A 21,448-nucleotide genomic window follows, 5' to 3' on the forward strand; every position below is an offset into this window, starting at 1 on the left:
CTTGCAGGCCGCGGCGTTGTCGGAGACAACGCCTCTTCGCCCGTCCAGGCCTGCCTGCGCAGGCCTGGAGCCGCGGGGCTCAGCCCCGAGGGGGCCGATCCGGCTTGGGGCGGCCCGGCGGCGACACGATCCATGAACTCGCTACAACTGTTTCTCCCCTGCGCCGCCGGCGTGGAGGACTTCCTCGCCGCCGAGGTGCAGCGCATCACCGGCATCGCCGCGCTGCGGCGCTCGCGCGGCGGCGTCTCGCTCGAGGCCTCGTGGCGCGACGCGCTGCGCCTGAACCTGCACAGCCGGCTCGCGCAGCGCGTGCTGGCGCGCCTGTGGCACGGCCCCTACCGGGCCGAGCAAGACCTCTACGCAGCCGCCGCCGAAGTGGCCTGGGAGATTTGGTTCACGCCGCGCCAGACCATCAAGGTCGAACTCACCGCGCAGCACAGCCCGCTCAAGAGCCTGAACTTCGCCGCCCTCAAGATCAAGGACGCCGTCTGCGACCGCTTCCGGGACAAGCGCGGCGAGCGCCCCAGCGTGGACACCCAGCGGCCCGACGTGCGCCTGTTCGGCCACCTCACCGCCGAGACGCTCACGCTCTATATCGACACCACCGGTGAGCCGCTGTTCAAGCGCGGCTGGCGCGAGGACAAGGGCGACGCGCCGCTGAAGGAAACCCTGGCCGCCGCCATGATCGCCGCCACCGGCTGGGACGCGCAGGCGCGCGAGGCCGCCACGCTGGCCGAGGTGCCGCCGCTGGCCGACCCCTGCTGCGGCAGCGGCACGGTGCCCATCGAGGCCGCGCAGATCGCGCTGAACATCGCCCCGGGCGGCCAGCGCCGCTTCGCCTTCGAGAAGCTGCTGCCCTTCCAGCCGCACGTGTGGCAGGGCCTGCGCGACGAGGCGCGCGCGGCCGAGCGGCCCTGGCCCGCCGGCCAGGCGCCCATCGTCTTCGGCAGCGACGTGGCCTTCCGCATGGTCGACTTCGCCAGGCGCAATGCCGAGCGCGCGCGCGTGGCCCAGGCGATCGAGCTGCGCGGCGGCGACGCCCTGCAGCGCCTGCCGCCCAGCCCGCGCGCGGGCGTGCTGCTGCTCAACCCGCCCTATGGCGAGCGCATCGCCGCCGCCGGCGTGGCCGGGCGCAACGCCGCCGAACGCGCCGCCGGTGCCGCGCGCGCTGGCCGCGAACAGGCGCGCGACGAGGACGGCCACACCGCCGACGCCTTCTTCGAGCGCCTGGCCGCGCACTGGAAATCGCACTACGCCGGCTGGAGCGCCTGGTTGCTCACGCCCGACCTGAAGCTGCCGGGCCGCATGCGGCTCAAGGAGTCGCGTCGCGTGCCGCTGTGGAACGGCCCCATCGAATGCCGCCTGTTCCGCTTCGACCTGACCGCGCGCGGGCCGCGCCCGGCCGAGACCGGGGCCTGAGCATGGACACGGTCGTCATCGACACCAACGTCGTGCTCGACCTGTTCGTCTTCGACGACCCCGCCGTGGCGCCGCTGCGCGCCGCCCTGGCGCAGGGCCGCGTGGCCTGGATCGCGAGCGAGGCCATGCGCGAGGAGCTGCGGCTGGTGCTGGACTACCCACACCTCGCGCGCCGCCTGGGCGAACGCGGACCGCAGGCCGTGCTGGCCGCGTTCGACCGCCACGCGCGCCGCGTCGAGCCCGCGGCCAAAGCCGCGTTCACCTGCCGCGACCCCGACGACCAGCGCTTCATCGACCTGGCCGTGGCGCATGGCGCCGCGCTGCTCAGCAAGGACGCCCAGGTGCTGGCGCTGGCGCGCCGCCTCGCGCGCATCGGCGTGTCCGTGCGCCGCGTCTGGGCGCCGAGCGCCGAGGGGGCCGTGGCGTGAACGCCTGGCCCGCGGCCGCGCTGCTCGCGCTGTTGGCGGGGCTGTCGCCGGCCCGGGCGCAGGACGCGCCGCGCTGTGGTCCCGTGGGGCCGGCCGGCCAGCAGCGCTGTGCCTGGTCCGATGGCGCCAGCCTGCTGCGCGTGATGAGTGCGGACGGCCGCCGCGCCCTGGTGCTGTTGCGCCGTTGGGCCGACGGCAGCCTGGCCGAGCTGCGCTGCGCGCCCACCAGCCTGCTGCCCGAGGACCGCGAGCCGTGCGGCCATGGCGGTGCGCTCGCCGAGGTCACGCTTTACCGCGAACCCGGCAAGCCGCTGGGCACCGTGAGCCACCGGCGCGGCGTGCTGATGCGCCAGGTGATCGTGAACCCGCAGGGCGGCGTGGTGCGCAGCGAGGAGTTCGTCGAAAACAGCGTCGGGCCCGACCGCCGCATCAAGCGCGTGTACTACCCCTCGGGGCGGTTGCGGCACGAGATCGACCTGGCCGAGCCGCCGCCCGAGCAGTACCACGGCCGCGAGGGTGTGGGCCGCGAGTTCGCCGAGTCGGGTCAGTTGACGCAGGAGGTGGAGTGGGCCGCGGGGCGCGAGCGGCGCATCCGCCAGTGGCACCTCAACGGTCAGCTCAAGATGGAGCAGACCATCCGCCGCATGGGCCGCGACGAGCTGCGCGAGACGCGCAGCTTTTACGAGGACGGCGCGCAGGCGGCGCTCAACCGCGAACGCAACGGCCGGCTGTTCGGCTGGCAGCAGTACCACGCGCCCGGCGGCGCGCTGCAACGCGAGGAGGAGTACGGGGAACGCGGCCTGTTGCTGCGCCTCAGGCTCCACGACCCCAGCGGCCGGCTGCTGCGCGATGAGCGGGTGAACGAGGACCCGTCGAGCAGTTGAGGCGCCGCCTCAGGCCTGCGCAAAGCTCTCCGCGCGCGCCCGCCGCCACCAGGTCGTGAACACCGCGTGCTCCCCCTCGGCGTCGTCGTCCAGCAGCGAACCCGGCGAGGTGGTGGGCAGCAGGTTGGCCAGCAGGCGCACCTCGTTGTCGCTCACGCGGCGCACCAGGTGGTGCGCGCTGATCTCGCCCGGGTGCTGCAGGCCGGCGGCCTGAACCAGCTCCTTCAAGGCCTTGAGCGTGTTCTGGTGGAAGCGCCACACCCGCTCGGCCTTGTCGGGCACCACCAGGGCCTGCTGGCGCACCGGGTCTTGCGTGCTCACGCCCGTGGGGCAATGGCCGGTGTGGCAGGTCTGCGCCTGCAGGCAGCCCAGCGCGAACATGAAGCCGCGCGCGCTGTTGCACCAGTCGGCGCCGATGGCCAGCGCGCGCGCGATGTCGAAGGCGCTCACCACCTTGCCCGCGCAGCCGATGCGGATGCGATCGCGCAGGTTCACGCCCACCAGGGTGTTGTGCACCAGTCGCAAGCCTTCCTGCAGCGGCGCGCCGACGTGGTCGGTGAACTCCAGCGGCGCCGCACCGGTGCCGCCCTCGGCGCCGTCGACCACGATGAAATCGGGCGTGACGCCGCTCTGGCGCATGGCCTTGACGATGGCGAACCACTCCCAGGGGTGGCCGATGCACAGCTTGAAGCCCACCGGCTTGCCGCCCGAGAGCGCGCGCAGCTTCTGGATGAAGGCCATCAGCTCCAGCGGCGTGGAGAAGGCGCTGTGCGCGGCCGGCGAGATGCAGTCCACCGCCTCGGGCACGCCGCGCGCGGCGGCGATCTCGGCCGTCACCTTGGCGCCCGGCAGCACGCCGCCGTGGCCGGGCTTGGCGCCCTGGCTCAGCTTGATCTCGACCATCTTCACCTGCGGGTCGAGCGCGTTCGCGCTGAAGCGCTCCTCGCTGAAGCGACCCTCGTCGTCGCGGCAGCCAAAGTAGCCCGATCCGATCTCCCAGATCAGGTCGCCGCCGTGCAGGCGGTGCCAGGCGGAGATGGAGCCTTCGCCCGTGTCGTGCGCGAAGCCGCCGCGCTGCGCGCCCGCGTTGAGGGCCTGGATGGCGTTGGCCGAGAGCGCGCCGAAGCTCATGGCCGAGATGTTGAACACGCTGGCCTCGTAGGGCTGGGTGCAGTCGGGCCCGCCGATGCGCACGCGGAAATCGTGGGTGGGCAGGCTGGTCGGCGCGATCGAGTGGTTGATCCACTCGTGGCCGTTGCTCAGCATGTCGAGCTGGCTGCCGAACGGGCGCTTGTCGGTCTCGCCCTTGGCGCGCGCGTACACCAGGCTGCGCTGCGCGCGCGAGAAGGGTTGGGCCTCGGTGTCGCTTTCCAGGAAGTACTGGCGGATCTCGGGCCGCACGAACTCCAGCATGAAGCGCAGGTGGCCGATCACCGGGTAGTTGCGCAGCACCGAGCTGCGCGTCTGGCGCAGGTCCCACAGGCCCACCAGCGTGAGCGCGCCGAACAGCAGGAACCAGAAGCCGCCGACGCCGAAGGCCACCAGGGCGAACAGGCTCAGCAGCGCGACGAAGGCGCACAGGCCCAGGGCCGTGTAGCGCACGGGATAGAGAGCGTTGAGTCGGTCAAGCATCGGCGTTCGTCGTCTGGTCGAAGGGGCAAAAATCCTGCGTCTGCATTATTGGGGCGTGTTTTGAACGAGCGAACAATGACTTGAATCCCCCTACCGCACGCGCCCAGGCAGGCGACGCGGGGTCGGTTTTCCAGGGCCTGCCGCGAAGGATGTCGCCATGTTCCCGATCATGATGGACGAGCCCGATTCGATGACGGTCGCCCCCAGCGTGTGGCAAACCCTGCAGACCGCCTGGCGCAGCGTGTACGAGGCCCCTGCGCCTGCCACGCACCTGGAGCCGGCGGAGCGGCCGCCGACGCCCAGCGCGCTGGCCTCGCTGGCCATGGGCACGGTGGACCCGTCGGGCCAGACGCACCACTGATGCGCCGCGGGGGCGCGCCCCCCATGGAAGCCCGCGCCGCGGCCGGCGGTGGCGCGGTGGGCGGCACTACACTGGCGGCCCTTTTCCCGCCCGAGCGCCTCCCGATGACCCCCGACAGCGACAGCCCCTTGCAAGCCAGCGATTTCGACGAACTCGACGCCATCCTCGTCGACCTCGCCTCGCGCGACGACGCGGTGCCGCCCTGGGAATTCCTGGAAGGCGCCATGGCCGCCCTGATCTGCACCCGCCGGCCCATCGAGGCGCGCGAATGGATGCCCGCGCTGCTGGGCACCGGCCCATTGCCGACGGTGCCGCACGGCGACGGCACCCACTTCCCCAGTACCGAGCGTTACGAACGTTTCATGGCGCTGTGGACCCGCCGCGAGGCCGAGGTGCGCGCCGCCCTGCTGGCCGAGGTGGATACCCTGGCCGACGAGCGCAGCTACCACCCCGAACTGGTGGACCTGCGCGGCGCCGTGGCCGCCATGCCCGAGGCCGAGCGGCCCGGCACCGACGGCGAACCCCTGCCCGCGTTCGGCCAGGCCTGGGCCGAGGGCTTCCTGGCCGTGGTGGAACTCTGGGAGGACGATTGGGTGCCGCCGCGCGACAAGGAAACCGCCGGCTGGATCCACGACGCGCTCGACGCCATCGCCGCGGTGGCCGAGGACGACCGCGGCACGCCCGAGCTGAACCTGCACGAGGAAGAGGCGCCGCCCAGCGTGAGCCAGGCCCGCCTGGACGAACTGGACGCCGCCATCTGGGCCGTCTACGAGCTGCGCCGCATCTGGACCAGCCTGGGCCCGCGCAGCGAGCCGGTGCGCCAGGCGGCCACGCCCGGGCGCAACGACCCCTGCCCCTGCGGCAGTGGCAAGAAGTACAAGAAGTGCCACGGGGCCTGAGGCCCGCGGCAGGCGGCGCGGCGAACGGGGCCCCGCGGGCTCGTTTGGCCGTGTCAGCCCAGGACCTCGAACGGTCCGCCCTTGTCGAGCGCGCGGCGGTAGGCCGGGCGGTCGTGGATGCGGCGCAGCCAGGCCATCAGGCGCGGGCGTGAGGCGTCCAGCCCGCCGCGCGCGGTGGCGGCCTCTACCGGAAAGCTCATCTGCACGTCGGCGGCGCTGAAGGCCGGGCCGGCGAACCAGGGGCTGCCGGCCAGTTCGGCCTCCAGGAAGTCCAGGTGCCGCGTGAGGTTGGGCGTGATGACGCGCGCCTTCACCATCGCCGAGATGGCCTTGGCCACCGGCCGCACGAGCAGCGGCGCCTTCTCCACGCGGTCGAACACCAGCTTGAGCAGCAGCGGCGGCATCAGCGAGCCTTCGGCGTAGTGCATCCAGTAGCGGTAGCGCAGGAACTCGGGGGTGCCGGGCTCGGGCCGCAACCGCGGCCCGTGGCGCTCCACCAGGGTTTCCAGGATCGCGCCCGATTCGGCCAGCACCAGCGCGCCATCCACCACCACCGGCGACTTGCCCAGCGGGTGCACCCGCTGGAGCTCGGGCGGCGCGAGCAGGGTCTTCGGATCGCGCTCGTAGCGCACGATCTCGTAGGGCAGGCCCAGCTCCTCCAGGAGCCAGAGCACGCGCTGCGAGCGCGAGTGGTTGAGGTGGTGGACGCGGATCATGGGCTGGGTGGTCCCGGTCTCAGTCGAGCAGCTCCTTGGGCACGTTGCCGCCGTTGGCCGCGATGTGGGCGAGCACGTTCTTGTGCAGCCAGACGTTCATCTTGGCGGAGTCGTTCATGAACTCGTCGGGGCAGTAGAGCTCCTTGGCCAGCTCCTTGCGCGCCTGCAGGCTGCTGTCCATGTCGAGCAGCTTGAGCAGGTCGACGATGGAGGTGCGCCAGTTGAGCTTCTGCGGGTTGGCCGCCGCGCGCTTTTCCATCTGGGCGACCACGTCCACCATGGCGATGGGGTTGACCACGGCCGGCGCGGGTGCGGCGGCGGCTGGGGCCGGGCTGGGCGCCGCCGCCGGGGCGGGCGCTGGCGCGGCGGCGGGCGGTGTGGCGGCCTGGGCGGTGGACAGTCCGAGCTTGTCGAGGATGGTGCTGAAGAATCCCATGGCGGTCTCCTGAGGTCGTTGGTCGGCCGGCCAGTATAGGAGGGGGGTATGACGACCGGGCGCCCATGGCCTCTTTCGACCGGGCGCCATGGCCCCGGACCGGCTCAGGGCCGCAGATCGAAGGCCGCCTCGGCCACGGCCACGCCGTTCACCAGCAGCTCGACGCGGTGGCGGCCCGGGTAGAGCCGGCGCGTGGTCACCTCGCGCAGCGAATGCGCCTTGCCGAGCTCGCGCGATTCGCCGGGCGCGAGGCCGATCTTCCAGCCCTTGAAGACCTTGGGCGACGCCGACCCATTGGCCTTGACGTGGTGCACCGCGTAGTCCACCACCAGCGATTGGGCCGTGCGCGCGCGCGAACGCAGCGTGGCCTGCAGCCGCACCTGGCCCCCCACCGCCACTGTCGCGGGGGCGATGCGCAGCGTGGCCTCGCCGTCGAAGCCATGGCGCAGGCCCCAGGCCGCCAGCGTGGGCGCATGGCCGGCCTTGATGAGGCCGCGGCTGGCGTGGCGCAGCAGGGCCTCGCGCGCCGCATCGGCGCCCACGCGGTGCTCGCGCACCCAGTCGGCTACCCGTTCGGGGTGGTCCTTGGCGATGTCGTTGAGGTGGTTGGCCACGCTGCGGCGCACGTAGGCGCTGGCGTCGTTCTGCAGCGCGCGCAGCAGCGGCAGCGTGGGCGTGGGGTCGGCCACCAGGGCCTGCAGGCGCAGGCCCCAGGGCAGGCGCGGGCGGCTGCCTTCGCTCACCAGCCGGCGCACGTGGGCGCTGGCGTCGCCGGTCCAGCGCGACAGCAGGGGGAACACCAGCTCGGGGCGCCGCGCGATGAAGGGGCGGATGGCGAACTCGGCCGTGAAACGCTGTGTGAGCTCGCGCAGGCAGAGCAGGGCGCGTTCGGGCTCGTCCAGGCCGGCGCGCGCCACCCATTCGCCCGCGCCCCACAGCGCCCAGCCGCCCACGCCCTGCGGCGGCAGGCCTTGAAGGCCCACGGGCTCGCCGTCGGCGTCCAGCGCCAGCGGCGGCGCGAGCGCGGCCTCCAGCACGCCGCAGGCGCGGTCGAAGTCGGCGGGCAGCGTGGCCTGCAGCGCGTCGGCCAGGCGGTGGGCGCGGGCCTTGAACTCCAGGCCGTCCTGGCCCTCGAGCGCGATGGCCGAGAAGCGCTCGGCGTCGAAGCCGCGCCAGGCGCGGCGCAGGTGGCGCGCGGTGTGCGCCACGGTGTCGGGGTTGATGAGCAGCTTGAAGGCTTCGGCCATGCGTGGGTCCAGGGGTTGTCAATCCAGCCGCTGCAGCAGGCCGGCCAGGGCGTGCCGCACGGCCTGCGCGCGCACGGCGGCGCGGTCGCCATCGAAGCGGCGGTGCTCGCTGGCCACGCCGGCCGGCGTGCACCAGCCGAACCACACGGTGCCCACCGGCTTGTCCGCGCTGCCGCCCGTGGGGCCGGCGACGCCGGTGACCGCCAGCGCGACGCGCGCCGCCGAATGCGCCACCGCGCCCGCGGCCATGGCGCGCGCCACGGGCTCGCTCACCGCGCCATGCGCGGCGATGAGCGCGGCGGGCACGCCCAGCGAGTCGGTCTTGGCGGCGTTGGAGTAGGTGACGAAGCCGCGCTCGAACCAGTCGCTGGAGCCGCTGAGTTCGGTGCAGGCGGCGGCGACCAGGCCACCGGTGCAGCTTTCGGCGCTGGCCATCAGGGCGCCGCGCGCGCGCAGGCGGGCGGCCAGTTCGGTGACGAGGGTGCGCAGTTCGGCGTCCATGCTCAGAAGCGCCAGAGCGCGATGACCAGCAGGGTGCACAGCGCGGCCGCGAAGTCGTCGAGCAGGATGCCGAAACCGCCGCGCGGGCCGAAGCCCTTGAAAGCCCGGTCGGCCCAGGCCATGGGCCCCAGCTTCACGGCGTCGAAGAAACGAAACAGCGCGAAGGCCACGAGCTGTGCCCAGAAGCCGGCGGGCGCGATCAGCCAGAGCACGAGCCAGAAGGCCACCACCTCGTCCCACACGATGTGGCCCGAGTCGGCCACGCCCAGGTGCCGCGCGGTGACGGTGCAGGCCCACCAGCCCAGCAGCGTGGCCGCGGCGAGCAGCAGGCCCCAGGCGCTGTGCGGCAGCAGGGGTTCCAGCACCAGCCAGGCGACCCAGGCCCACAGCGTGCCCGAGGTGCCCGGCGCCAGCCGCGACAGGCCCGCGCCCGCGCCGAGCGCGATGAAGTGGGCGGGGTGGGCGAAGAGGAAGCGCCCGGTCGGGCGGGCGGGGGCGTCGGAGGGCATCGCCCGATGATAGGTGGGCGGCGGTTTCAAGCGGTTCAGCCCGCGCTGCCGGGCGCCTCGTCGTCCAGCCAATCCGGCTCGGTGGCCGAGAGCGCGACCTCAGGGCGCTGTGCCGCCGGCCGCACGCGCGGCCGTGCTCCAGCGTCGCAGCGCGTCGCTCTGTTCCTGAATGGCCTTGAGCATGCGCGCGAGCGCGTCTTGGGCGGCGCGTTTGGCGGACAGCGAGAAATCGCTTTTGAATTCGTCGAACTCCGCGCGGCCTTCGCCCTGCACACGGACGGTGGCCAGGGTGCGCGCGCCGCTGGTGTCGCGAAACGCGAACTCGAGCGAGACCGTGAAGACCGTCGGCGGCCAGGTGAGCAGACTCGGCGAGTGGGACGTCGTGGTGATGGTCGGTGTGACGACGACGGTGGCGGGGTCGGTGCCGATGCGCGGATCTTGCGGGCTGTTGGCCAGGCGGGTGGTGCTGAACACCTCGCCCAGCACGATGTACATGCCGGTCTGCAGGTCTTTGTAGGGCTTGTAGCTGACCTTGTCGCCGCCACCGCCTGGTGAAACCACCTCCTGCGACAGCTGGGCGTCCGTGACAATGAGAACCACGGGGCGGTCGATCTTGTTCGCGCCCCCTTGTCCGACGAGCTGGGTGGGCTCGGGCACGAGCTGTATGGGGTGGGCGCAGCCCCCGAGCAGCAGCACAAGGGCGAGGGTGGCCAAGGCCAGCAGGCGGGATCGCATGGTCGGAAGTCCTTTACTTCAGGGCCGCAAGGAACAGGGGATCGGCCCAGAGCGTGCCGATCAGTTGCTGCACCAGCACCGGGTACTGCTGTTGCGCGCGCGGGATGGCGATGGCGCCGACGAGGGACGAATCCCAGCTCGCTTCGGCGCGCTTGACGGCCTCGTAGCGCGTCTGGCCCGCGTGCTTCACGACGAAGCTGGCTTCGATGTAGCCGCTGTTGGTCGAGAAGCCGCCAGCCGCGATGTCGTTGCCCAGCAGCTGGCCGCTGATCTCGAGCCGGGATTGGGGGTCGAGCTTGCCCGCGAGCCGCAGCTCGGTCCGCAGCGCCTCGGCGAGGTAGGCGGCGTAGTTGCCACCCACGGGCGAGGCCATCGTATTGCCGCGCAGGCTGATGCTGTCGGCGCCGGTGGCGCCGGGCTTGATGGTGAAGCCGCCGACCGTGGCCGGCTGGATGCCGCTGTTGCGCGCCCGCTCGACGGCGTCGGCGCTGGGAGAGTAGGCGGGGGCCTGGATGGCGCAGCCGTGCAGCAGGGCCGCCAGCAGCACGAGCACGGCGGACGACAGGCGGGGCAGGGTGAATGTCATAACGGTGGTCTCCTCCTGGCGCGGACCGGTGAATGGCTCTGAGCGGCTTTCGGTCGGGGCGGTCGCGCGGCGGGCGCATCGTAGGCGACATCGGCGTGTTTGCGGGGACCGCGGCGGCGCAATGTGGGGCCGATTCGACACCGCCTGACGCGGGCGTGACAGACCCCACGCCGGTGCCGGCGCTCAGGCGCCGGCGAAATGGTCGAAGCCGCGCGCGCGGATGGTCAGGTCGTGGCCCTGCGCATCGAGCACCCGCCACCCCGGTGCGCTCCGCAGGCGCCCGATGCGCGTGACCGCCACGCCGGCGCTGGCGCCAGCCGCCAGCACGGCCGCGTGGGCTGAAGGATCGGCGGTGAACAGCAGCTCGTAGTCGTCGCCGCCGGCGAGCAGGCAGTCCAGGCGGTGCTCGGCGTCCAGCGCCGCCAGCGCGGGCGCCACCGGCAGCGCCTCGGCGTCGATCGCCGCGCCCAGGCCGCTGGCCTGCAGGATGTGGCCGAGGTCGCCGAGCAGGCCGTCGCTCACGTCGAGCGCGGCGCGCACGCCCTCGGTGGCGGCCAGGGCCTGGCCCAGCGCCAGGCGCGGCGTGGGGCGGTCCATGCGGTCCTGCACCGCGGCCAGTTCGCCGCGCGCCCAGGGCTCGCCGCGCCGCAGGGCCAGGGCCAGGCGGGCCTCGCCGGTGCGCCCGCTGAGCCAGAGGTCGTCGCCTGCGCGCGCGGCGTCGCGGCGCAGCGCGCGCCCAGGCCGCACCTCGCCGAACACGGTGAGGCTGAGCGTGAGCGGGCCGCGCGTGGTGTCGCCGCCCACCAGCGGGCAGTGGTGCGCGTCGGCCAGCGCGAACAGGCCGCGCGCGAAGGGCGCCAGCCAGGCCTCGTCGGCCGCCGGCAGGGCCAGCGCCAGCGTGAAGCCCAGCGGGCGCGCGCCCATGGCGGCCAGGTCCGACAGGTTGACCGCCAGCGCCTTGTGGCCCAGGGCCTCGGGCTCGGCGCCGGCGAAGAAGTGGCGGCCTTCGACCAGCATGTCGGTGCTGACGGCGAGCTGGTGGCCGGGCGTGGGCTGCAGCAGGGCGCAGTCGTCGCCCACGCCCAGCACCACGGCGCCGCCGGCCGGTGCGGCGCGCGTGAAGTGGCGCGCGATCAGCTCGAACTCACCCATGCGCGGAGGGCTCGGCGGCTTCGTCGTCCGGGCCCGGGCGCTCGCGCGGCGGCAGCAGGAAGCTCAGCGGCGCGGAGCGCAGGCGCCGGCGCATCGCCTGGCGGATGAGCTGGCGGTTGCCGGTGCTGATGGCCTGCGCGCGCAGCGCCAGGCGGAAAGCCAGGTAGAAGCTCACCGTGAGGTTGAGCGGGCCCACCACCAGCACGCCGGCCACGGCCCACCAGAAGGCCGGCTCGCGCAGCACCTCCAGGCCCAGCGAGAAGCCCGCGGCCGCCAGCTGGCCGGCCGAGAGGGTGACGTGGCGCACGTCCAGGCCCAGGCCGAAGAACTGCGCGAACACCGGCACCAGGCCCAGCATGAAGCCCAGCGACACGTTGGCCGCCAGGCCCGACACGTTGGCGCGCGCGAAGCCGGCCCAGCGCGCGGCGCGCGCGCGGCCCAGCACGCGCGTGAAGCGCGGGTTGTGGGCGATGGCGGAGTCCAGCTTGTGGAAGACGAACCAGTTCTCCACCCAGCCCGCGATGATGCTGCTGGCGAACAGCAGCACGCCGGTGAAGGCGGCGAACAGCGCGGTGGGGCCGAGCAGGTGCAGGTCGTGCAGCACGTGGCGGGCCTTGTCGGCGTCGATCATGGCCTCGCCGCCCAGGAACCACAGCAGCGAGCTGATCAGCAGCACCGTGGGCACCACCATGCCGACGTTGCCCAGGATGGCCGCGATCTGCGAGCGGAACAGGTTGGCCACCTCGTCGACGAAGCGGCGCACCGCGCCCGTGGCCTTGATGTCGCGCAGCTTGGCCACCATGGCCGGCGCCGTCACGGCGGGCTGCTTGGTGGCCACCGTCCATTGCAGCAGCATGATCAGCACGAAGCAGGCCGCGTAGTTGAAGCCGGCCGCGAAGCCGCCCCAGAAGGCCGACAGCCCCACGCCATAGAGCGCGAACTTGATCCAGGTGGTAAAGCCCAGCACGAAGCCGCCGCCCGCGGCCTTGCCCAGCATTTCCTTGTACTCGGCGGCATCGCGGGTGATGTAGTGCTCGCCGCTTTCGGCGCTGCGCTCGGCCACCTTGGCGGCCGTGAGGTGCGAGCTGGCGGCGATGAGCGCGCGCACGCTGCGGTTTTCGATGCCGACCTGCACCAGGTCGGCCAGCAGGGCGGCATTGGCGCGGCCGGGCTGGGCGGCCAGCAGGCAGTCCAGCAGCTGCTTGATGCGCACGATGCGCTCGCGCAGCTGGCGCAGGCGGAACACGATGCCCACCGACACGCCGTGCTCCTCCAGGTGCTGGTAGACGGTGTAGGCCGCGTGCCGGCAGGCGTCGAGCTGGCCGCGCAGGCGCTCGGCGGCCTGCTCGGCCTCGGCGCTGCGCGGGCCATGCACGCGCAGCTCGCGGCGCAGCGCCTCGAACACGCTGGGCAGTTCGTGGAAGGGGCGCTCGGCCTGCGCCTCGGCCGACATGCGGATGCGGATCTCGGAGGCGAAGCCGGTGGCGCTGACCTGGCTGGTGCAGAAGGTCAGCGCGTCCAGCAGCGACTGATTCCACACGTCGGTGCCGCGCTCGGGCGTGAGCGCGGCCAGCCGCTCCAGCGTGGCCGTGTCCAGCGCCTTGATCCAGCGCACGTCGAAGGGCGAGGGCAGCAGCAGCGAGAACAGTTCGGCCAGGTCGCGCGTCTCGGGCGTGCCGGGCAGCAGCTTGCGGCGCAGGCGGTGGCCGAGTTCGCTCAGGAAGGCGGTGCGCGGCGCGAAGCCGAAGTCGGCCAGCAGCGGGGTGATGTCGACACCGGCCACGAAGGCGCGCAGCCAGGCGTGCCAGCGCTCGCGCAGCGCCGCGTCGGCCTCCAGCGCGCCGACGAACAGGCGCACGCGCGAAAGGGCGGCGGCCACGTCGATGGCGTCGCCGCGCACCCAGGCCAGCGCGTCGGCCAGCCAGAGGTGCCGCTGCGCCAGCGGCGCCTCGGGCGCCATCGAGTCGAGGAGCTGTTGCAGGTCCATGCGGGCCGGGGAGTGGAGGCGTCAGTGCAGCACGCGCGGGGCCTGCGCGCCACCGGCGCCGCCCGCGCGCAGTTCGAACTCGGGCACCGCGGCCTCGAAGCGCTCGCCGTCCTCGGCCACGCAGAAGAAGCTGCCGCGCATGGCGCCGGTGGGCGTGCGCAGGCGGGTGCCGCTGGTGTACTGGAAGGACTCGCCCGGGCGCAGCAGCGGCTGGTGTCCTACCACACCCAGGCCCTTCACCTCCTCGGTGTGGCCGTGCGCGTCTTCGATGATCCAGTGCCGCGAGATCAGCTGCGCGGGGGCCTCGCCGTGGTTGGTGATGGTGATGGTGTACGCGAAGGCGTAGAGCTCTTCCTCGGGCGCGGATTGCTCGCTCAGGTACTGAGGTTCGGCCTCGCAGGTGAAGAGGTACTTGGGCATGGGCGGCATGTTACCCGTGGCCCGTGCGCGCCGCCGGGGCCTGACCTCCCTTGGGGGCGGCCCGGCGGGAGGCCTGAGACAATGCCGGGCTCCGATCCCGCCGCCCCACGCCCGCCATGACCACGTACCGCATCGCCCCCTCCATCCTCTCCGCCGACTTCGCCCGCCTGGGCGAGGAGGTGCGCAACGTCGTGGCCGCCGGCGCCGACTGGATCCACTTCGACGTGATGGACAACCACTACGTGCCCAACCTCACCTTCGGACCCATGGTGTGCCAGGCCCTCAAGCCGCACGCGAAGACGCCCGACGGCACGCCGGTGCCCATCGACGTGCACCTGATGGTGCGGCCGGTGGACGCGCTGGCCCAGGCCTTCGCCGACGCCGGCGCCGACCTCATCAGCTTCCACCCCGATGCGAGCACCCACGCCCACCGCAGCGTGCAGGCCATCAAGGCGCGCGGCGTCAAGGCCGGGCTCACCTTCAACCCCGCGGCCTCGCTGGACGTGCTGGACTGGCTGATCGACGACATCGACCTGATCCTGATCATGAGCGTCAACCCCGGTTTCGGCGGCCAGGGCTTCATCGACTCGGCGCTGCGCAAGATCGAGGACGCGCGCCGGCGCATCGAGGCCAGCGGCAAGGACATCCGCCTGGAGGTGGACGGCGGCATCAAGCCCGACAACATCCGCCGCGTGGCCGACGCTGGTGCCGACACCTTTGTGGCCGGCAGCGCGATCTTCGGCAAGCCCGACTACCGGGCCGTGATCGAGCAGATGCGGGCCGCGCTGGCGTGATGCGCGGCATCCGCGCGGCCATCGTCGACCTCGACGGCACGATGGTCGATACCCTCGGCGATTTCGACGCCGCGCTCAACGCCACCCTGCGCGAGCTCGGCCGACCGGCCGTGGCCCGCGCCGACATTGAGCGCATGGTGGGCAAGGGCTCGATGCACCTGATCCGCGCCGCGCTGCGGCATGGCGGGCTGGACGAGGCCGGCGCGCAGGCGCGGCTGGACGAGGCCTGGGCCAGCTACCAGCGGCACTACGCGGTCGCCAACGGCGCGCACAGCGCCGTCTACCCCGGCGTGGTGGAAGGCCTGCACGCCCTGCAGGGGCGCGGCCTGGCACTGGCCTGCGTCACCAACAAGCCGCTGGCCTTCGCGCGCGATCTGCTGCACGCCAAGGGCCTGGCGCCGTTCTTCGCGCAGGTCTTCGGCGGCGACAGCTTTGCGCGCAGCAAGCCCGACCCGCTGCCCCTGATCGAAACCTGCCGGGCGCTGGCGGTGGCGCCCGCGCACACGCTGATGGTGGGCGACTCGCAGAACGACGCCCTGGCCGCGCGCGCGGCGGGCTGCCCGGTGGCGCTGGTGAGCTACGGCTACAACCACGGCGAGCCGGTGCGCGGCGTGGACGCCGACGCCTACCTCGACCGGCTCGACGAGCTGCCGGCGCGCCTGCTGCCCTAGATCAGTACAGCAGCCGGCCCTCGGCGGTGGCCACGCCGATGTCGACCCACTGGCTGCCCTCATTGCCCTTGCTGAAATCCACGCGAAAGCCGCCGAGGTCGAGTTCGCCCATGCGGCGCAGGGCCTCGGCCAGGCCGCTGGGGGTGAGCGGGCGGGCGCGGCGCGCGGCCTCTGAGAAAACCTGGGCCGTCACATACCCTTCGAGATGGAACGGGGTGTAGGTCTTCACCTCGGGGTGCGAGCGTTGCATCGCCGCGCGGAAGGCGCGCTGCAGCGGGGAGGTCACGCCGTTCGGGTTGGGGAAGGTCTGGGCGATGCCCACGCCGCGCGCGCCCGCGCCGGCCAGGGCCTTGAGCGCCGGCGCCGGCAGGTAGGACAGCGAGAACAGCTGCTGCGAGACGCCCGCCGCGCGCAGCGCGGCGATGCTCTGGCCCATGAACTTGGGCGAGCCGATGACCATGGCCGAATGCGGGTTGCGCGAGGCGATGGCCTGCGCGGCCTTGGTGATGTCGGCCAGCTCCGTGCCCGACTCGGCGCCGATGATCTCCAGCCCCGTGCCCTGCGCCGCCGCCTTGGCCGAGGCCAGGCCGGACGAGCCGATCGGGATGTTCTGGTACAGCACGCCCATGGACTGCACGTTCAGCGCGCGCGCGTGCGACACGATCTTGCGGATCTGCTGGTCGTCGCCGGCGCGGATGTGGAACAGCTTCGGGTGGCCGGGGTCGCGCAGCACGGCGGCACCGGGCACGGCGTTGATGACCACCAGGTCCGTGCTGTCCAGCAGCTTGCTGTCCAGCATGTGCTTGAGCGTGGCCGAGCCCAGGGGCGTCAGCAGCGCCAGGGGCTTGCGCGGCATGGCCTCGGCCAGGCGGGCCTTGAAGCCGTCGAAGGTGTAGGTGTCGTCCAGCCGCAGCAGCTCCACCTTGCGGCCGGCGATGCCGCCCCTGCCGTTGAGGTCGTTGAAGGCGGCCGAGGCCCCTTCGTGCAGCTCCTTGGCGTCCGGCGCGGGCAGCACGGTGAACGGGCCGATGTGGGCGACAACCAGGTCGCTGGATTCCTGGGCCCGCGCGATCAGCGGGACGGCGCCAATGGCGGCGGCTTGGAGGACGTGACGGCGGCGCATGGGTCTCGGTGACGGGTTGGAACGAGGGGAACCCCATACCGTACCCAGGATGCCGCCGCCCGTCGCGCGGCAAGGCCGTTTCGGTGGATGGCCGGCGCTCAGCCCGTCATGGGCGGTTGCCGGTGCGGGCTTTGCCCAACAGCGCGTCCTTGAGTTGCCAGTCGGCCGGCTTGGGGCCGAGCCAGATGCGCAGCAGCGCGTCGAAGAACTCCGGCTCCTTGAAGGGCTCGCCCTCGATCTGCCCGCGCACGGTCAGCACCGCGCCCGTGCCCGGCACCCAGTCCACGGTGAAGGTGTCGCCCTTGTTGAGCTTCTTGTGGGTGGCGAAGATCTGGCTCATGCGCATCACGCCGGGGATGAGCTTGGAGAAGGCCGCACGGTCCATGTTGTCCTCCATGCCGCGCGAGAACAGCTTGCCCAGTTCGGACGCGTCGATGTCGCGCAGCATGGTGATGCCGATGCGCTTGGGGCCCGTGCTGGCCAGCACGCCTTCGGGCGTGTCGGCCTTGGCCGTGAGGTACAGGCCTGCCGTGTAGACCTGGAACACCGCCTTGTAGCGCACGCCCGCGCCATTGAGCACCAGGGGCTTGCCGGCCACGGTGATCCGGTCTTCCAGCGGCACGCCGGCCACATCGACGGTGGTGGCCCCAGCCGGAAAGCCGCTGCAGAACAGGGCGCCGGCCAGGGCCAGCGCGCGCCAGGAAGGGGTCCGCATCGGGTGCATTTCAAAAAAGTGAACGATCGTTCGATTTTTGGGATTGTCCCCGCGCCACCGGTCCCGGTCCAGCGGGTAAGGCTCTAGAACGAAAGCTTGGCGGCGTGATCCGCCGCACGCCCGATGGGCCCGTCACGGGGCTTTGATATAGTGCGCCCACCATGTTTCGTCCCTGCACGCTCACCCACGGCTCGCTGCCGCGCCTCTTCGGCGGGGGAGCCTGGCCCTGGCGCAAGCCAGCCTGAACGTGCACCCTTCCCCCCGCGGGGACCGGCCGGGCGCCTGAGCGCCGCCGCTCCCCGCAGCGCCTCCCGGCAGCCCGCCTGCCGGACCGATGGAACCCCCCGGCCGCCAGCCCCCCCACCGCTTCGCGGCGGCCCCGGACGGATGGAACGAACATGATCACCGAACTGGAATTCAAGAGCCTGGCCCAGCAGGGCTACAACCGCATCCCGCTGATGCTCGAGGCCTTTGCCGACCTCGAAACGCCGCTCTCCCTCTACCTCAAGCTGGCCCACGGCCGTGGCGACGGCCGCCACAGCTTCCTGCTCGAGTCGGTGGTCGGCGGCGAGCGCTTCGGGCGCTACAGCTTCATTGGCCTGCCCGCGCGCACCCTGCTGCGCGCCAGCGGGTTCGGCGCCGAGGCCCGGACGGAGGTGGTGCGCGACGGCGAGGTGGTCGAGACCGCGCACGGCAACCCGCTGGACTTCATTGCCGCCTACCAGCAGCGCTTCAAGGTGGCGCTGCGCCCCGGTCTGCCGCGCTTTTGCGGCGGCCTGGCCGGCTACTTCGGCTACGACGCGGTGCGCTACGTCGAGAAGAAGCTGGAAGCCGGCTGCCCGCCCGACACCCTGGGCTGCCCCGACATCCTGCTGCTGCAGTGCGAGGAACTGGCGGTCATCGACAACCTCTCGGGCAAGCTCTACCTCATCGTCTATGCCGACCCCGGTCAGCCCGAGGCCTACAGCGGCGCCAAGAAGCGCCTGCGCGAACTGAAGGAGGCGCTCAAGTACTCGGTGAGCGCGCCGCAGGTCAAGCCCACCCAGCACCACCCGGCCGAGCGCGGCTTCGCCAAGGCCGACTACCTGGCGGCGGTGGAGCGCGCCAAGGGCCTCATCGCGGCGGGCGACTTCATGCAGGTGCAGGTGGGCCAGCGCATCCAGAAGCGCTACACCGAGTCGCCGCTGTCGCTCTACCGCGCGCTGCGCTCGCTCAATCCCTCGCCCTATATGTATTACTACCACTTCGGTGACTTCCAGGTGGTGGGGGCGAGCCCCGAGATCCTGGTGCGCCAGGAGCACACGGAAGAGGGGCAAAAGATCACCATCCGCCCGCTGGCCGGCACGCGCCCGCGCGGCGCCACGCCCGAGAAGGACAAGGCCACCGAGGCAGAACTGGTCAACGATCCCAAGGAGCGGGCCGAACATGTGATGCTGATCGACCTGGCGCGCAACGACATCGGCCGCATCGCCAAGACCGGCAGCGTCAAGGTCACCGAGGCCTTCGCGGTGGAGCGCTACAGCCACGTCATGCACATCGTGAGCAACGTCGAGGGCCTCCTGAACGAAGGCATGACCAACATGGACGTGCTCAAGGCCACCTTCCCGGCCGGCACCCTCACGGGCGCGCCCAAGGTGCACGCCATGGAACTCATCGACCAGCTGGAGCCGGTCAAGCGCGGCATCTACGGGGGCGCCTGCGGCTACCTCAGCTACGCCGGCGACATGGACGTGGCCATCGCCATCCGCACCGCCATCGTGAAGGACCAGGTGCTGTACGTGCAGGCCGCGGCCGGCGTGGTCGCCGACTCGGTGCCCGAGATGGAGTGGCGAGAAACCGAGCACAAGGCGCGCGCGCTGCTGCGCGCCGCCGAACTGGTGGAGGAGGGACTGGAATGAGCGCGATCAAAGTCCTGATGGTGGACAACTACGACTCCTTCACCTTCAACATCGTGCAGTACCTGGGCGAGCTGGGCGCCGAGGTCGAGGTGGTCCGCAACGACGAGGTCACGCTCGACGAACTGCAGGCGCGGCTCGACGGTGGCCGCATGGACCGGCTGGTGATCTCGCCCGGCCCCTGCTCGCCGGCCGAGGCCGGCATCTCGGTGCCCGCCATCCGCCACTTCGCGGGCCGCCTGCCCATCCTGGGCGTGTGCCTGGGGCACCAGAGCATCGGCGCGGCCTTCGGCGGCACCATCGTGCGCGCCAAGGAACTGATGCATGGCAAGACCAGCGAGATCAGCACCACCCAGCGCGGCGTGTTCGCCGGTCTGCCCGAACGCTTCACCGTCAACCGCTACCACTCGCTGGCGATCCGTCGCGAGGACTGCCCGGCCGATCTCGAGGTCACGGCCTGGACCGACGACGGCGAGATCATGGGCGTGAAGCACCGCACGCTGGCGATCGAGGGCGTGCAGTTCCACCCCGAGAGCATCCTCACCGAGCATGGGCACGCGATGCTCAAGAACTTCCTGGAGCAAAAACCATGAACACCGTGGACCTGCGCAGCGACACCGTCACCCAGCCCACGCCCGCCATGCGCGAGGCCATGATGGCCGCGCCCCTGGGCGACGACGTGTTCGGCGACGACCCTTCGGTCAACGCGCTGCAGGAGAAGATCGCCGCGCTCACCGGCAAGGAGGCCGCGCTGTTCATGAGCAGCGGCACCCAGAGCAACCTGTGCGGGATGATGGCCCACTGCGGCCGTGGCGACGAGTACATCGTGGGCCAGAACGCGCACACCTACCGCTACGAGGGCGGCGGCGCGGCGGTGCTGGGCAGCATCCAGCCGCAGCCGCTGGCGCAGGACCCGCAGGGCCTCATGAACCCGTCCGACGTGCGGGCCGCCATCAAGCCCGACGACCCGCACTTCGCGCGCACGCGGCTGCTCTGCCTGGAGAACACCTGGAACGGGCACCCCATGCCGGCGGCCTACCTGGACGAGATGGCCGAGCTGGCGCGTGGCCACGGGCTGGCCCTCCACCTCGACGGCGCGCGCGTGTTCAACGCGGCGGTGGCCGACGCCGGACCGGGCGGCGACGTGGTCGCGGCGCTGCGCGCCATCACCGGCCGCTTCGACAGCGTCTCGGTGTGCTTCAGCAAAGGCCTGGGCGCGCCCGTGGGCTCGGCGCTGTGCGGGCCGCGCGAGTTGATCGAGCGCGCGCGCCGCTGGCGCAAGATGGTGGGTGGTGGCCTGCGCCAGGCGGGCCTGCTCGCGGCGGCGGCCTCGCACGCGCTGGACCACCATGTGAACCGCCTGGCCGACGACCACGCGCTCGCGCAGCGGCTGGCGCAGGGCCTGGCGGCCATCGAAGGCCTGGCGGTGCGCTCGGCGCAGACCAACATTGTCTTCGTCGACGTCGCGAACGGCCGCGGCCCGGACCTGCTCGCCCACCTGGAGCGCCAGGGCGTTCTGGCCACCGGCCTGATCGGCCTGCGCTTCGTGACCCACCTGGGCGTGGACGTGGCGGGCATCGATCGGGCGCTGGCCGCCGTGCGCGGCTTCTTCGACCAAGCCCCTTCGGGCCAGGTGCCGCGCCCGAGCGGCGCCGCGGTCTACTGAACCGGAGCGAAGCCGTGCCCGACCTGCCGCAACTGCTCCTGTTCGTCGCGGCCGGCTGGCTGCTCAACCTCACGCCCGGGCCGGACGTGCTTTACATCGTGAGCCACGGCCTGCGCGGCGGCGCGCGCGCCGGCATGGTGGCCGCGCTGGGCATCGTCGGCGGCTGCTTCGTTCACGTGTTCGCGGCCGCCGCCGGCCTGAGCGCGCTGCTCGCCACCTCGGCAACGGCCTTCACGGTGGTCAAGTGGATCGGCGCGGCCTACCTGCTGTGGATGGGCGTGAAACTGCTGTTCTCGCGCACCGGCCGCCTGAACCTGGGGGACGGCGCGCCACCCGAGACCGACCTGTGGGCGGTGTGGCGCCGCGGCTTCCTGACCAACGTGCTCAACCCCAAGGTCGCGCTGTTCTTCCTGGCCTTCGTGCCGCAGTTCATCCGGCCCGACGCGGCGCACCCGGCGCTGAGCTTCCTGCTGCTGGGCGTGCTGTTCAACCTCAACTCCCTGCCCATCAACCTGGGCTACGCCTGGCTGGCCGCCTGGGCCGCGCGGCGCCTGCACACGCTGCAGCGCGCCATGGGCTGGATGGACCGCGCCGCGGGCGCTCTGTTCATCGGCTTCGGCCTGCGCCTGGCCTTCACCGATCACCCTTCTTCCCGCGCCTGAGGAGACGCCA

General features: G+C 72.3%; 24 protein-coding genes. 11 read left to right on the forward strand and 13 right to left on the reverse strand.

Features of this window, described 5'->3' with window-relative positions; translation table 11 throughout:
* Positions 1–132: 132 nt before the first annotated feature.
* The 3 genes from SOM08_RS01635 to SOM08_RS01645 are packed head-to-tail and all read left to right on the forward strand — an operon-like array spanning position 133 to position 2,731.
* The gene (locus SOM08_RS01635; protein ID WP_116958861.1) at positions 133–1,419 is read left to right on the forward strand and encodes a THUMP domain-containing class I SAM-dependent RNA methyltransferase; all 1,287 of its coding nucleotides are present in this window, start codon (positions 133–135) and stop codon (positions 1,417–1,419) included.
* A 2-nt stretch (positions 1,420–1,421) separates the two neighbouring features.
* The gene (locus tag SOM08_RS01640; protein ID WP_116958860.1) at positions 1,422–1,847 is read left to right on the forward strand and encodes a putative toxin-antitoxin system toxin component, PIN family; all 426 of its coding nucleotides are present in this window, start codon (positions 1,422–1,424) and stop codon (positions 1,845–1,847) included.
* Positions 1,844–2,731 (forward strand): hypothetical protein, encoded by an 888-nt coding sequence (locus tag SOM08_RS01645; protein WP_322469941.1) that lies wholly within the window; start codon positions 1,844–1,846, stop codon positions 2,729–2,731. Before SOM08_RS01640 ends, SOM08_RS01645 begins: the two co-directional genes overlap by 4 nt.
* Positions 2,732–2,740: 9 nt before the next feature.
* Here the strand turns inward: SOM08_RS01645 and SOM08_RS01650 are convergent, their stop codons facing one another.
* The gene (locus SOM08_RS01650; RefSeq protein WP_322469942.1) at positions 2,741–4,363 is read right to left on the reverse strand and encodes an FMN-binding glutamate synthase family protein; all 1,623 of its coding nucleotides are present in this window, start codon (positions 4,361–4,363) and stop codon (positions 2,741–2,743) included.
* A 157-nt stretch (positions 4,364–4,520) separates the two neighbouring features.
* Between SOM08_RS01650 and SOM08_RS01655 the strand changes: the two genes are divergently transcribed.
* Positions 4,521–4,724: a hypothetical protein gene (locus SOM08_RS01655; protein ID WP_322469943.1), complete on the forward strand. Its 204-nt coding sequence runs from the start codon at positions 4,521–4,523 to the stop codon at positions 4,722–4,724.
* 104 nt (positions 4,725–4,828) lie between these two features.
* On the forward strand, positions 4,829–5,623 hold the full coding sequence (locus SOM08_RS01660; protein ID WP_322469944.1) for a UPF0149 family protein: 795 nt from the start codon (positions 4,829–4,831) through the stop codon (positions 5,621–5,623).
* Between the two features lie 53 nt (positions 5,624–5,676).
* Here the strand turns inward: SOM08_RS01660 and SOM08_RS01665 are convergent, their stop codons facing one another.
* The 10 genes from SOM08_RS01665 to apaG form a co-directional block, all read right to left on the reverse strand.
* Positions 5,677–6,339, reverse strand: a complete 663-nt coding sequence (locus SOM08_RS01665; RefSeq protein ID WP_322469945.1) for a glutathione S-transferase — start codon at positions 6,337–6,339, stop codon at positions 5,677–5,679.
* A 19-nt stretch (positions 6,340–6,358) separates the two neighbouring features.
* The gene (locus SOM08_RS01670) at positions 6,359–6,775 is read right to left on the reverse strand and encodes a DUF3597 domain-containing protein (RefSeq protein WP_116958855.1); all 417 of its coding nucleotides are present in this window, start codon (positions 6,773–6,775) and stop codon (positions 6,359–6,361) included.
* Between the two features lie 104 nt (positions 6,776–6,879).
* Complete coding sequence (locus SOM08_RS01675; RefSeq protein ID WP_322469946.1) at positions 6,880–8,022, reverse strand: DNA alkylation repair protein; 1,143 nt, start codon at positions 8,020–8,022, stop codon at positions 6,880–6,882.
* 18 nt (positions 8,023–8,040) lie between these two features.
* Complete coding sequence (locus SOM08_RS01680; RefSeq protein ID WP_116958853.1) at positions 8,041–8,523, reverse strand: CinA family protein; 483 nt, start codon at positions 8,521–8,523, stop codon at positions 8,041–8,043.
* Between the two features lie 2 nt (positions 8,524–8,525).
* Positions 8,526–9,032, reverse strand: coding sequence for a phosphatidylglycerophosphatase A (locus tag SOM08_RS01685; protein ID WP_322469947.1), 507 nt, complete (start codon positions 9,030–9,032; stop codon positions 8,526–8,528).
* A 99-nt stretch (positions 9,033–9,131) separates the two neighbouring features.
* The gene (locus SOM08_RS01690; protein WP_322469948.1) at positions 9,132–9,767 is read right to left on the reverse strand and encodes a hypothetical protein; all 636 of its coding nucleotides are present in this window, start codon (positions 9,765–9,767) and stop codon (positions 9,132–9,134) included.
* 13 nt (positions 9,768–9,780) lie between these two features.
* Positions 9,781–10,353, reverse strand: a complete 573-nt coding sequence (locus tag SOM08_RS01695) for a hypothetical protein (RefSeq protein ID WP_116958850.1) — start codon at positions 10,351–10,353, stop codon at positions 9,781–9,783.
* Between the two features lie 183 nt (positions 10,354–10,536).
* Positions 10,537–11,505, reverse strand: coding sequence for a thiamine-phosphate kinase (thiL, locus tag SOM08_RS01700; RefSeq protein WP_322469949.1), 969 nt, complete (start codon positions 11,503–11,505; stop codon positions 10,537–10,539).
* Positions 11,498–13,492 carry a site-specific recombinase gene (locus tag SOM08_RS01705; protein ID WP_322469950.1) on the reverse strand — a complete coding sequence of 665 codons (1,995 nt, stop codon included), beginning with the start codon at positions 13,490–13,492 and terminating at the stop codon, positions 11,498–11,500. The genes thiL and SOM08_RS01705 overlap by 8 nt, the downstream gene beginning before the upstream one ends.
* Before the next feature lie 21 nt (positions 13,493–13,513).
* Complete coding sequence (gene apaG / locus SOM08_RS01710) at positions 13,514–13,912, reverse strand: Co2+/Mg2+ efflux protein ApaG (protein ID WP_116959244.1); 399 nt, start codon at positions 13,910–13,912, stop codon at positions 13,514–13,516.
* A gap of 116 nt (positions 13,913–14,028) precedes the next feature.
* Here apaG and rpe point away from each other — a divergent pair, with 116 nt between their 5' ends.
* Positions 14,029–14,706, forward strand: a complete 678-nt coding sequence (gene rpe, locus SOM08_RS01715) for a ribulose-phosphate 3-epimerase (RefSeq protein ID WP_116958847.1) — start codon at positions 14,029–14,031, stop codon at positions 14,704–14,706.
* Positions 14,706–15,377, forward strand: coding sequence for a phosphoglycolate phosphatase (gph, locus tag SOM08_RS01720; RefSeq protein ID WP_322469951.1), 672 nt, complete (start codon positions 14,706–14,708; stop codon positions 15,375–15,377). The genes rpe and gph overlap by 1 nt, the downstream gene beginning before the upstream one ends.
* A gap of 1 nt (position 15,378) precedes the next feature.
* On the opposite strand, the gene SOM08_RS01725 is transcribed toward gph, so the two are convergent.
* Positions 15,379–16,500: an ABC transporter substrate-binding protein gene (locus SOM08_RS01725; protein ID WP_116958845.1), complete on the reverse strand. Its 1,122-nt coding sequence runs from the start codon at positions 16,498–16,500 to the stop codon at positions 15,379–15,381.
* Between the two features lie 106 nt (positions 16,501–16,606).
* Positions 16,607–17,215 (reverse strand): chalcone isomerase family protein, encoded by a 609-nt coding sequence (locus tag SOM08_RS01730; RefSeq protein ID WP_116958844.1) that lies wholly within the window; start codon positions 17,213–17,215, stop codon positions 16,607–16,609.
* 398 nt (positions 17,216–17,613) lie between these two features.
* Between SOM08_RS01730 and trpE the strand changes: the two genes are divergently transcribed.
* The 4 genes from trpE to SOM08_RS01750 are packed head-to-tail and all read left to right on the forward strand — an operon-like array spanning position 17,614 to position 21,438.
* A complete protein-coding gene (trpE, locus tag SOM08_RS01735) occupies positions 17,614–19,113 on the forward strand; it encodes an anthranilate synthase component I (RefSeq protein ID WP_116958843.1) in 1,500 nt (499 codons plus the stop codon).
* 5 nt (positions 19,114–19,118) lie between these two features.
* Positions 19,119–19,703 (forward strand): anthranilate synthase component II, encoded by a 585-nt coding sequence (locus tag SOM08_RS01740; RefSeq protein ID WP_116959242.1) that lies wholly within the window; start codon positions 19,119–19,121, stop codon positions 19,701–19,703.
* Positions 19,700–20,776 carry a low-specificity L-threonine aldolase gene (gene ltaE, locus SOM08_RS01745; RefSeq protein ID WP_322469952.1) on the forward strand — a complete coding sequence of 359 codons (1,077 nt, stop codon included), beginning with the start codon at positions 19,700–19,702 and terminating at the stop codon, positions 20,774–20,776. The genes SOM08_RS01740 and ltaE overlap by 4 nt, the downstream gene beginning before the upstream one ends.
* A 14-nt stretch (positions 20,777–20,790) precedes the next feature.
* Positions 20,791–21,438: a LysE family translocator gene (locus SOM08_RS01750; protein ID WP_116958841.1), complete on the forward strand. Its 648-nt coding sequence runs from the start codon at positions 20,791–20,793 to the stop codon at positions 21,436–21,438.
* Positions 21,439–21,448 lie beyond the last annotated feature (10 nt).

Origin of the sequence: Hydrogenophaga sp. SNF1 (assembly GCF_034421675.1) — a bacterium.
In the GTDB taxonomy this organism is placed as follows: Bacteria; Pseudomonadota; Gammaproteobacteria; order Burkholderiales; family Burkholderiaceae_C; genus Hydrogenophaga; species Hydrogenophaga borbori.

Excerpts from the sequence above, each read along its gene's own strand:
- SOM08_RS01635 (WP_116958861.1), top strand. The coding sequence starts at position 133 with ATGAACTCGCTACAACTGTTTCTCCCCTGCGCCGCCGGCGTGGAGGAC.
- SOM08_RS01640 (WP_116958860.1), top strand. The coding sequence starts at position 1,422 with ATGGACACGGTCGTCATCGACACCAACGTCGTGCTCGACCTGTTCGTC.
- SOM08_RS01650 (WP_322469942.1), bottom strand. The coding sequence starts at position 4,363 with ATGCTTGACCGACTCAACGCTCTCTATCCCGTGCGCTACACGGCCCTG.
- SOM08_RS01655 (WP_322469943.1), top strand. The coding sequence starts at position 4,521 with ATGTTCCCGATCATGATGGACGAGCCCGATTCGATGACGGTCGCCCCC.
- SOM08_RS01660 (WP_322469944.1), top strand. The coding sequence starts at position 4,829 with ATGACCCCCGACAGCGACAGCCCCTTGCAAGCCAGCGATTTCGACGAA.
- SOM08_RS01665 (WP_322469945.1), bottom strand. The coding sequence starts at position 6,339 with ATGATCCGCGTCCACCACCTCAACCACTCGCGCTCGCAGCGCGTGCTC.
- SOM08_RS01670 (WP_116958855.1), bottom strand. The coding sequence starts at position 6,775 with ATGGGATTCTTCAGCACCATCCTCGACAAGCTCGGACTGTCCACCGCC.
- SOM08_RS01675 (WP_322469946.1), bottom strand. The coding sequence starts at position 8,022 with ATGGCCGAAGCCTTCAAGCTGCTCATCAACCCCGACACCGTGGCGCAC.
- SOM08_RS01680 (WP_116958853.1), bottom strand. The coding sequence starts at position 8,523 with ATGGACGCCGAACTGCGCACCCTCGTCACCGAACTGGCCGCCCGCCTG.
- SOM08_RS01685 (WP_322469947.1), bottom strand. The coding sequence starts at position 9,032 with ATGCCCTCCGACGCCCCCGCCCGCCCGACCGGGCGCTTCCTCTTCGCC.
- SOM08_RS01690 (WP_322469948.1), bottom strand. The coding sequence starts at position 9,767 with ATGCGATCCCGCCTGCTGGCCTTGGCCACCCTCGCCCTTGTGCTGCTG.
- SOM08_RS01695 (WP_116958850.1), bottom strand. The coding sequence starts at position 10,353 with ATGACATTCACCCTGCCCCGCCTGTCGTCCGCCGTGCTCGTGCTGCTG.
- thiL (WP_322469949.1), bottom strand. The coding sequence starts at position 11,505 with ATGGGTGAGTTCGAGCTGATCGCGCGCCACTTCACGCGCGCCGCACCG.
- SOM08_RS01705 (WP_322469950.1), bottom strand. The coding sequence starts at position 13,492 with ATGGACCTGCAACAGCTCCTCGACTCGATGGCGCCCGAGGCGCCGCTG.
- apaG (WP_116959244.1), bottom strand. The coding sequence starts at position 13,912 with ATGCCCAAGTACCTCTTCACCTGCGAGGCCGAACCTCAGTACCTGAGC.
- rpe (WP_116958847.1), top strand. The coding sequence starts at position 14,029 with ATGACCACGTACCGCATCGCCCCCTCCATCCTCTCCGCCGACTTCGCC.
- gph (WP_322469951.1), top strand. The coding sequence starts at position 14,706 with ATGCGCGGCATCCGCGCGGCCATCGTCGACCTCGACGGCACGATGGTC.
- SOM08_RS01725 (WP_116958845.1), bottom strand. The coding sequence starts at position 16,500 with ATGCGCCGCCGTCACGTCCTCCAAGCCGCCGCCATTGGCGCCGTCCCG.
- SOM08_RS01730 (WP_116958844.1), bottom strand. The coding sequence starts at position 17,215 with ATGCGGACCCCTTCCTGGCGCGCGCTGGCCCTGGCCGGCGCCCTGTTC.
- trpE (WP_116958843.1), top strand. The coding sequence starts at position 17,614 with ATGATCACCGAACTGGAATTCAAGAGCCTGGCCCAGCAGGGCTACAAC.
- ltaE (WP_322469952.1), top strand. The coding sequence starts at position 19,700 with ATGAACACCGTGGACCTGCGCAGCGACACCGTCACCCAGCCCACGCCC.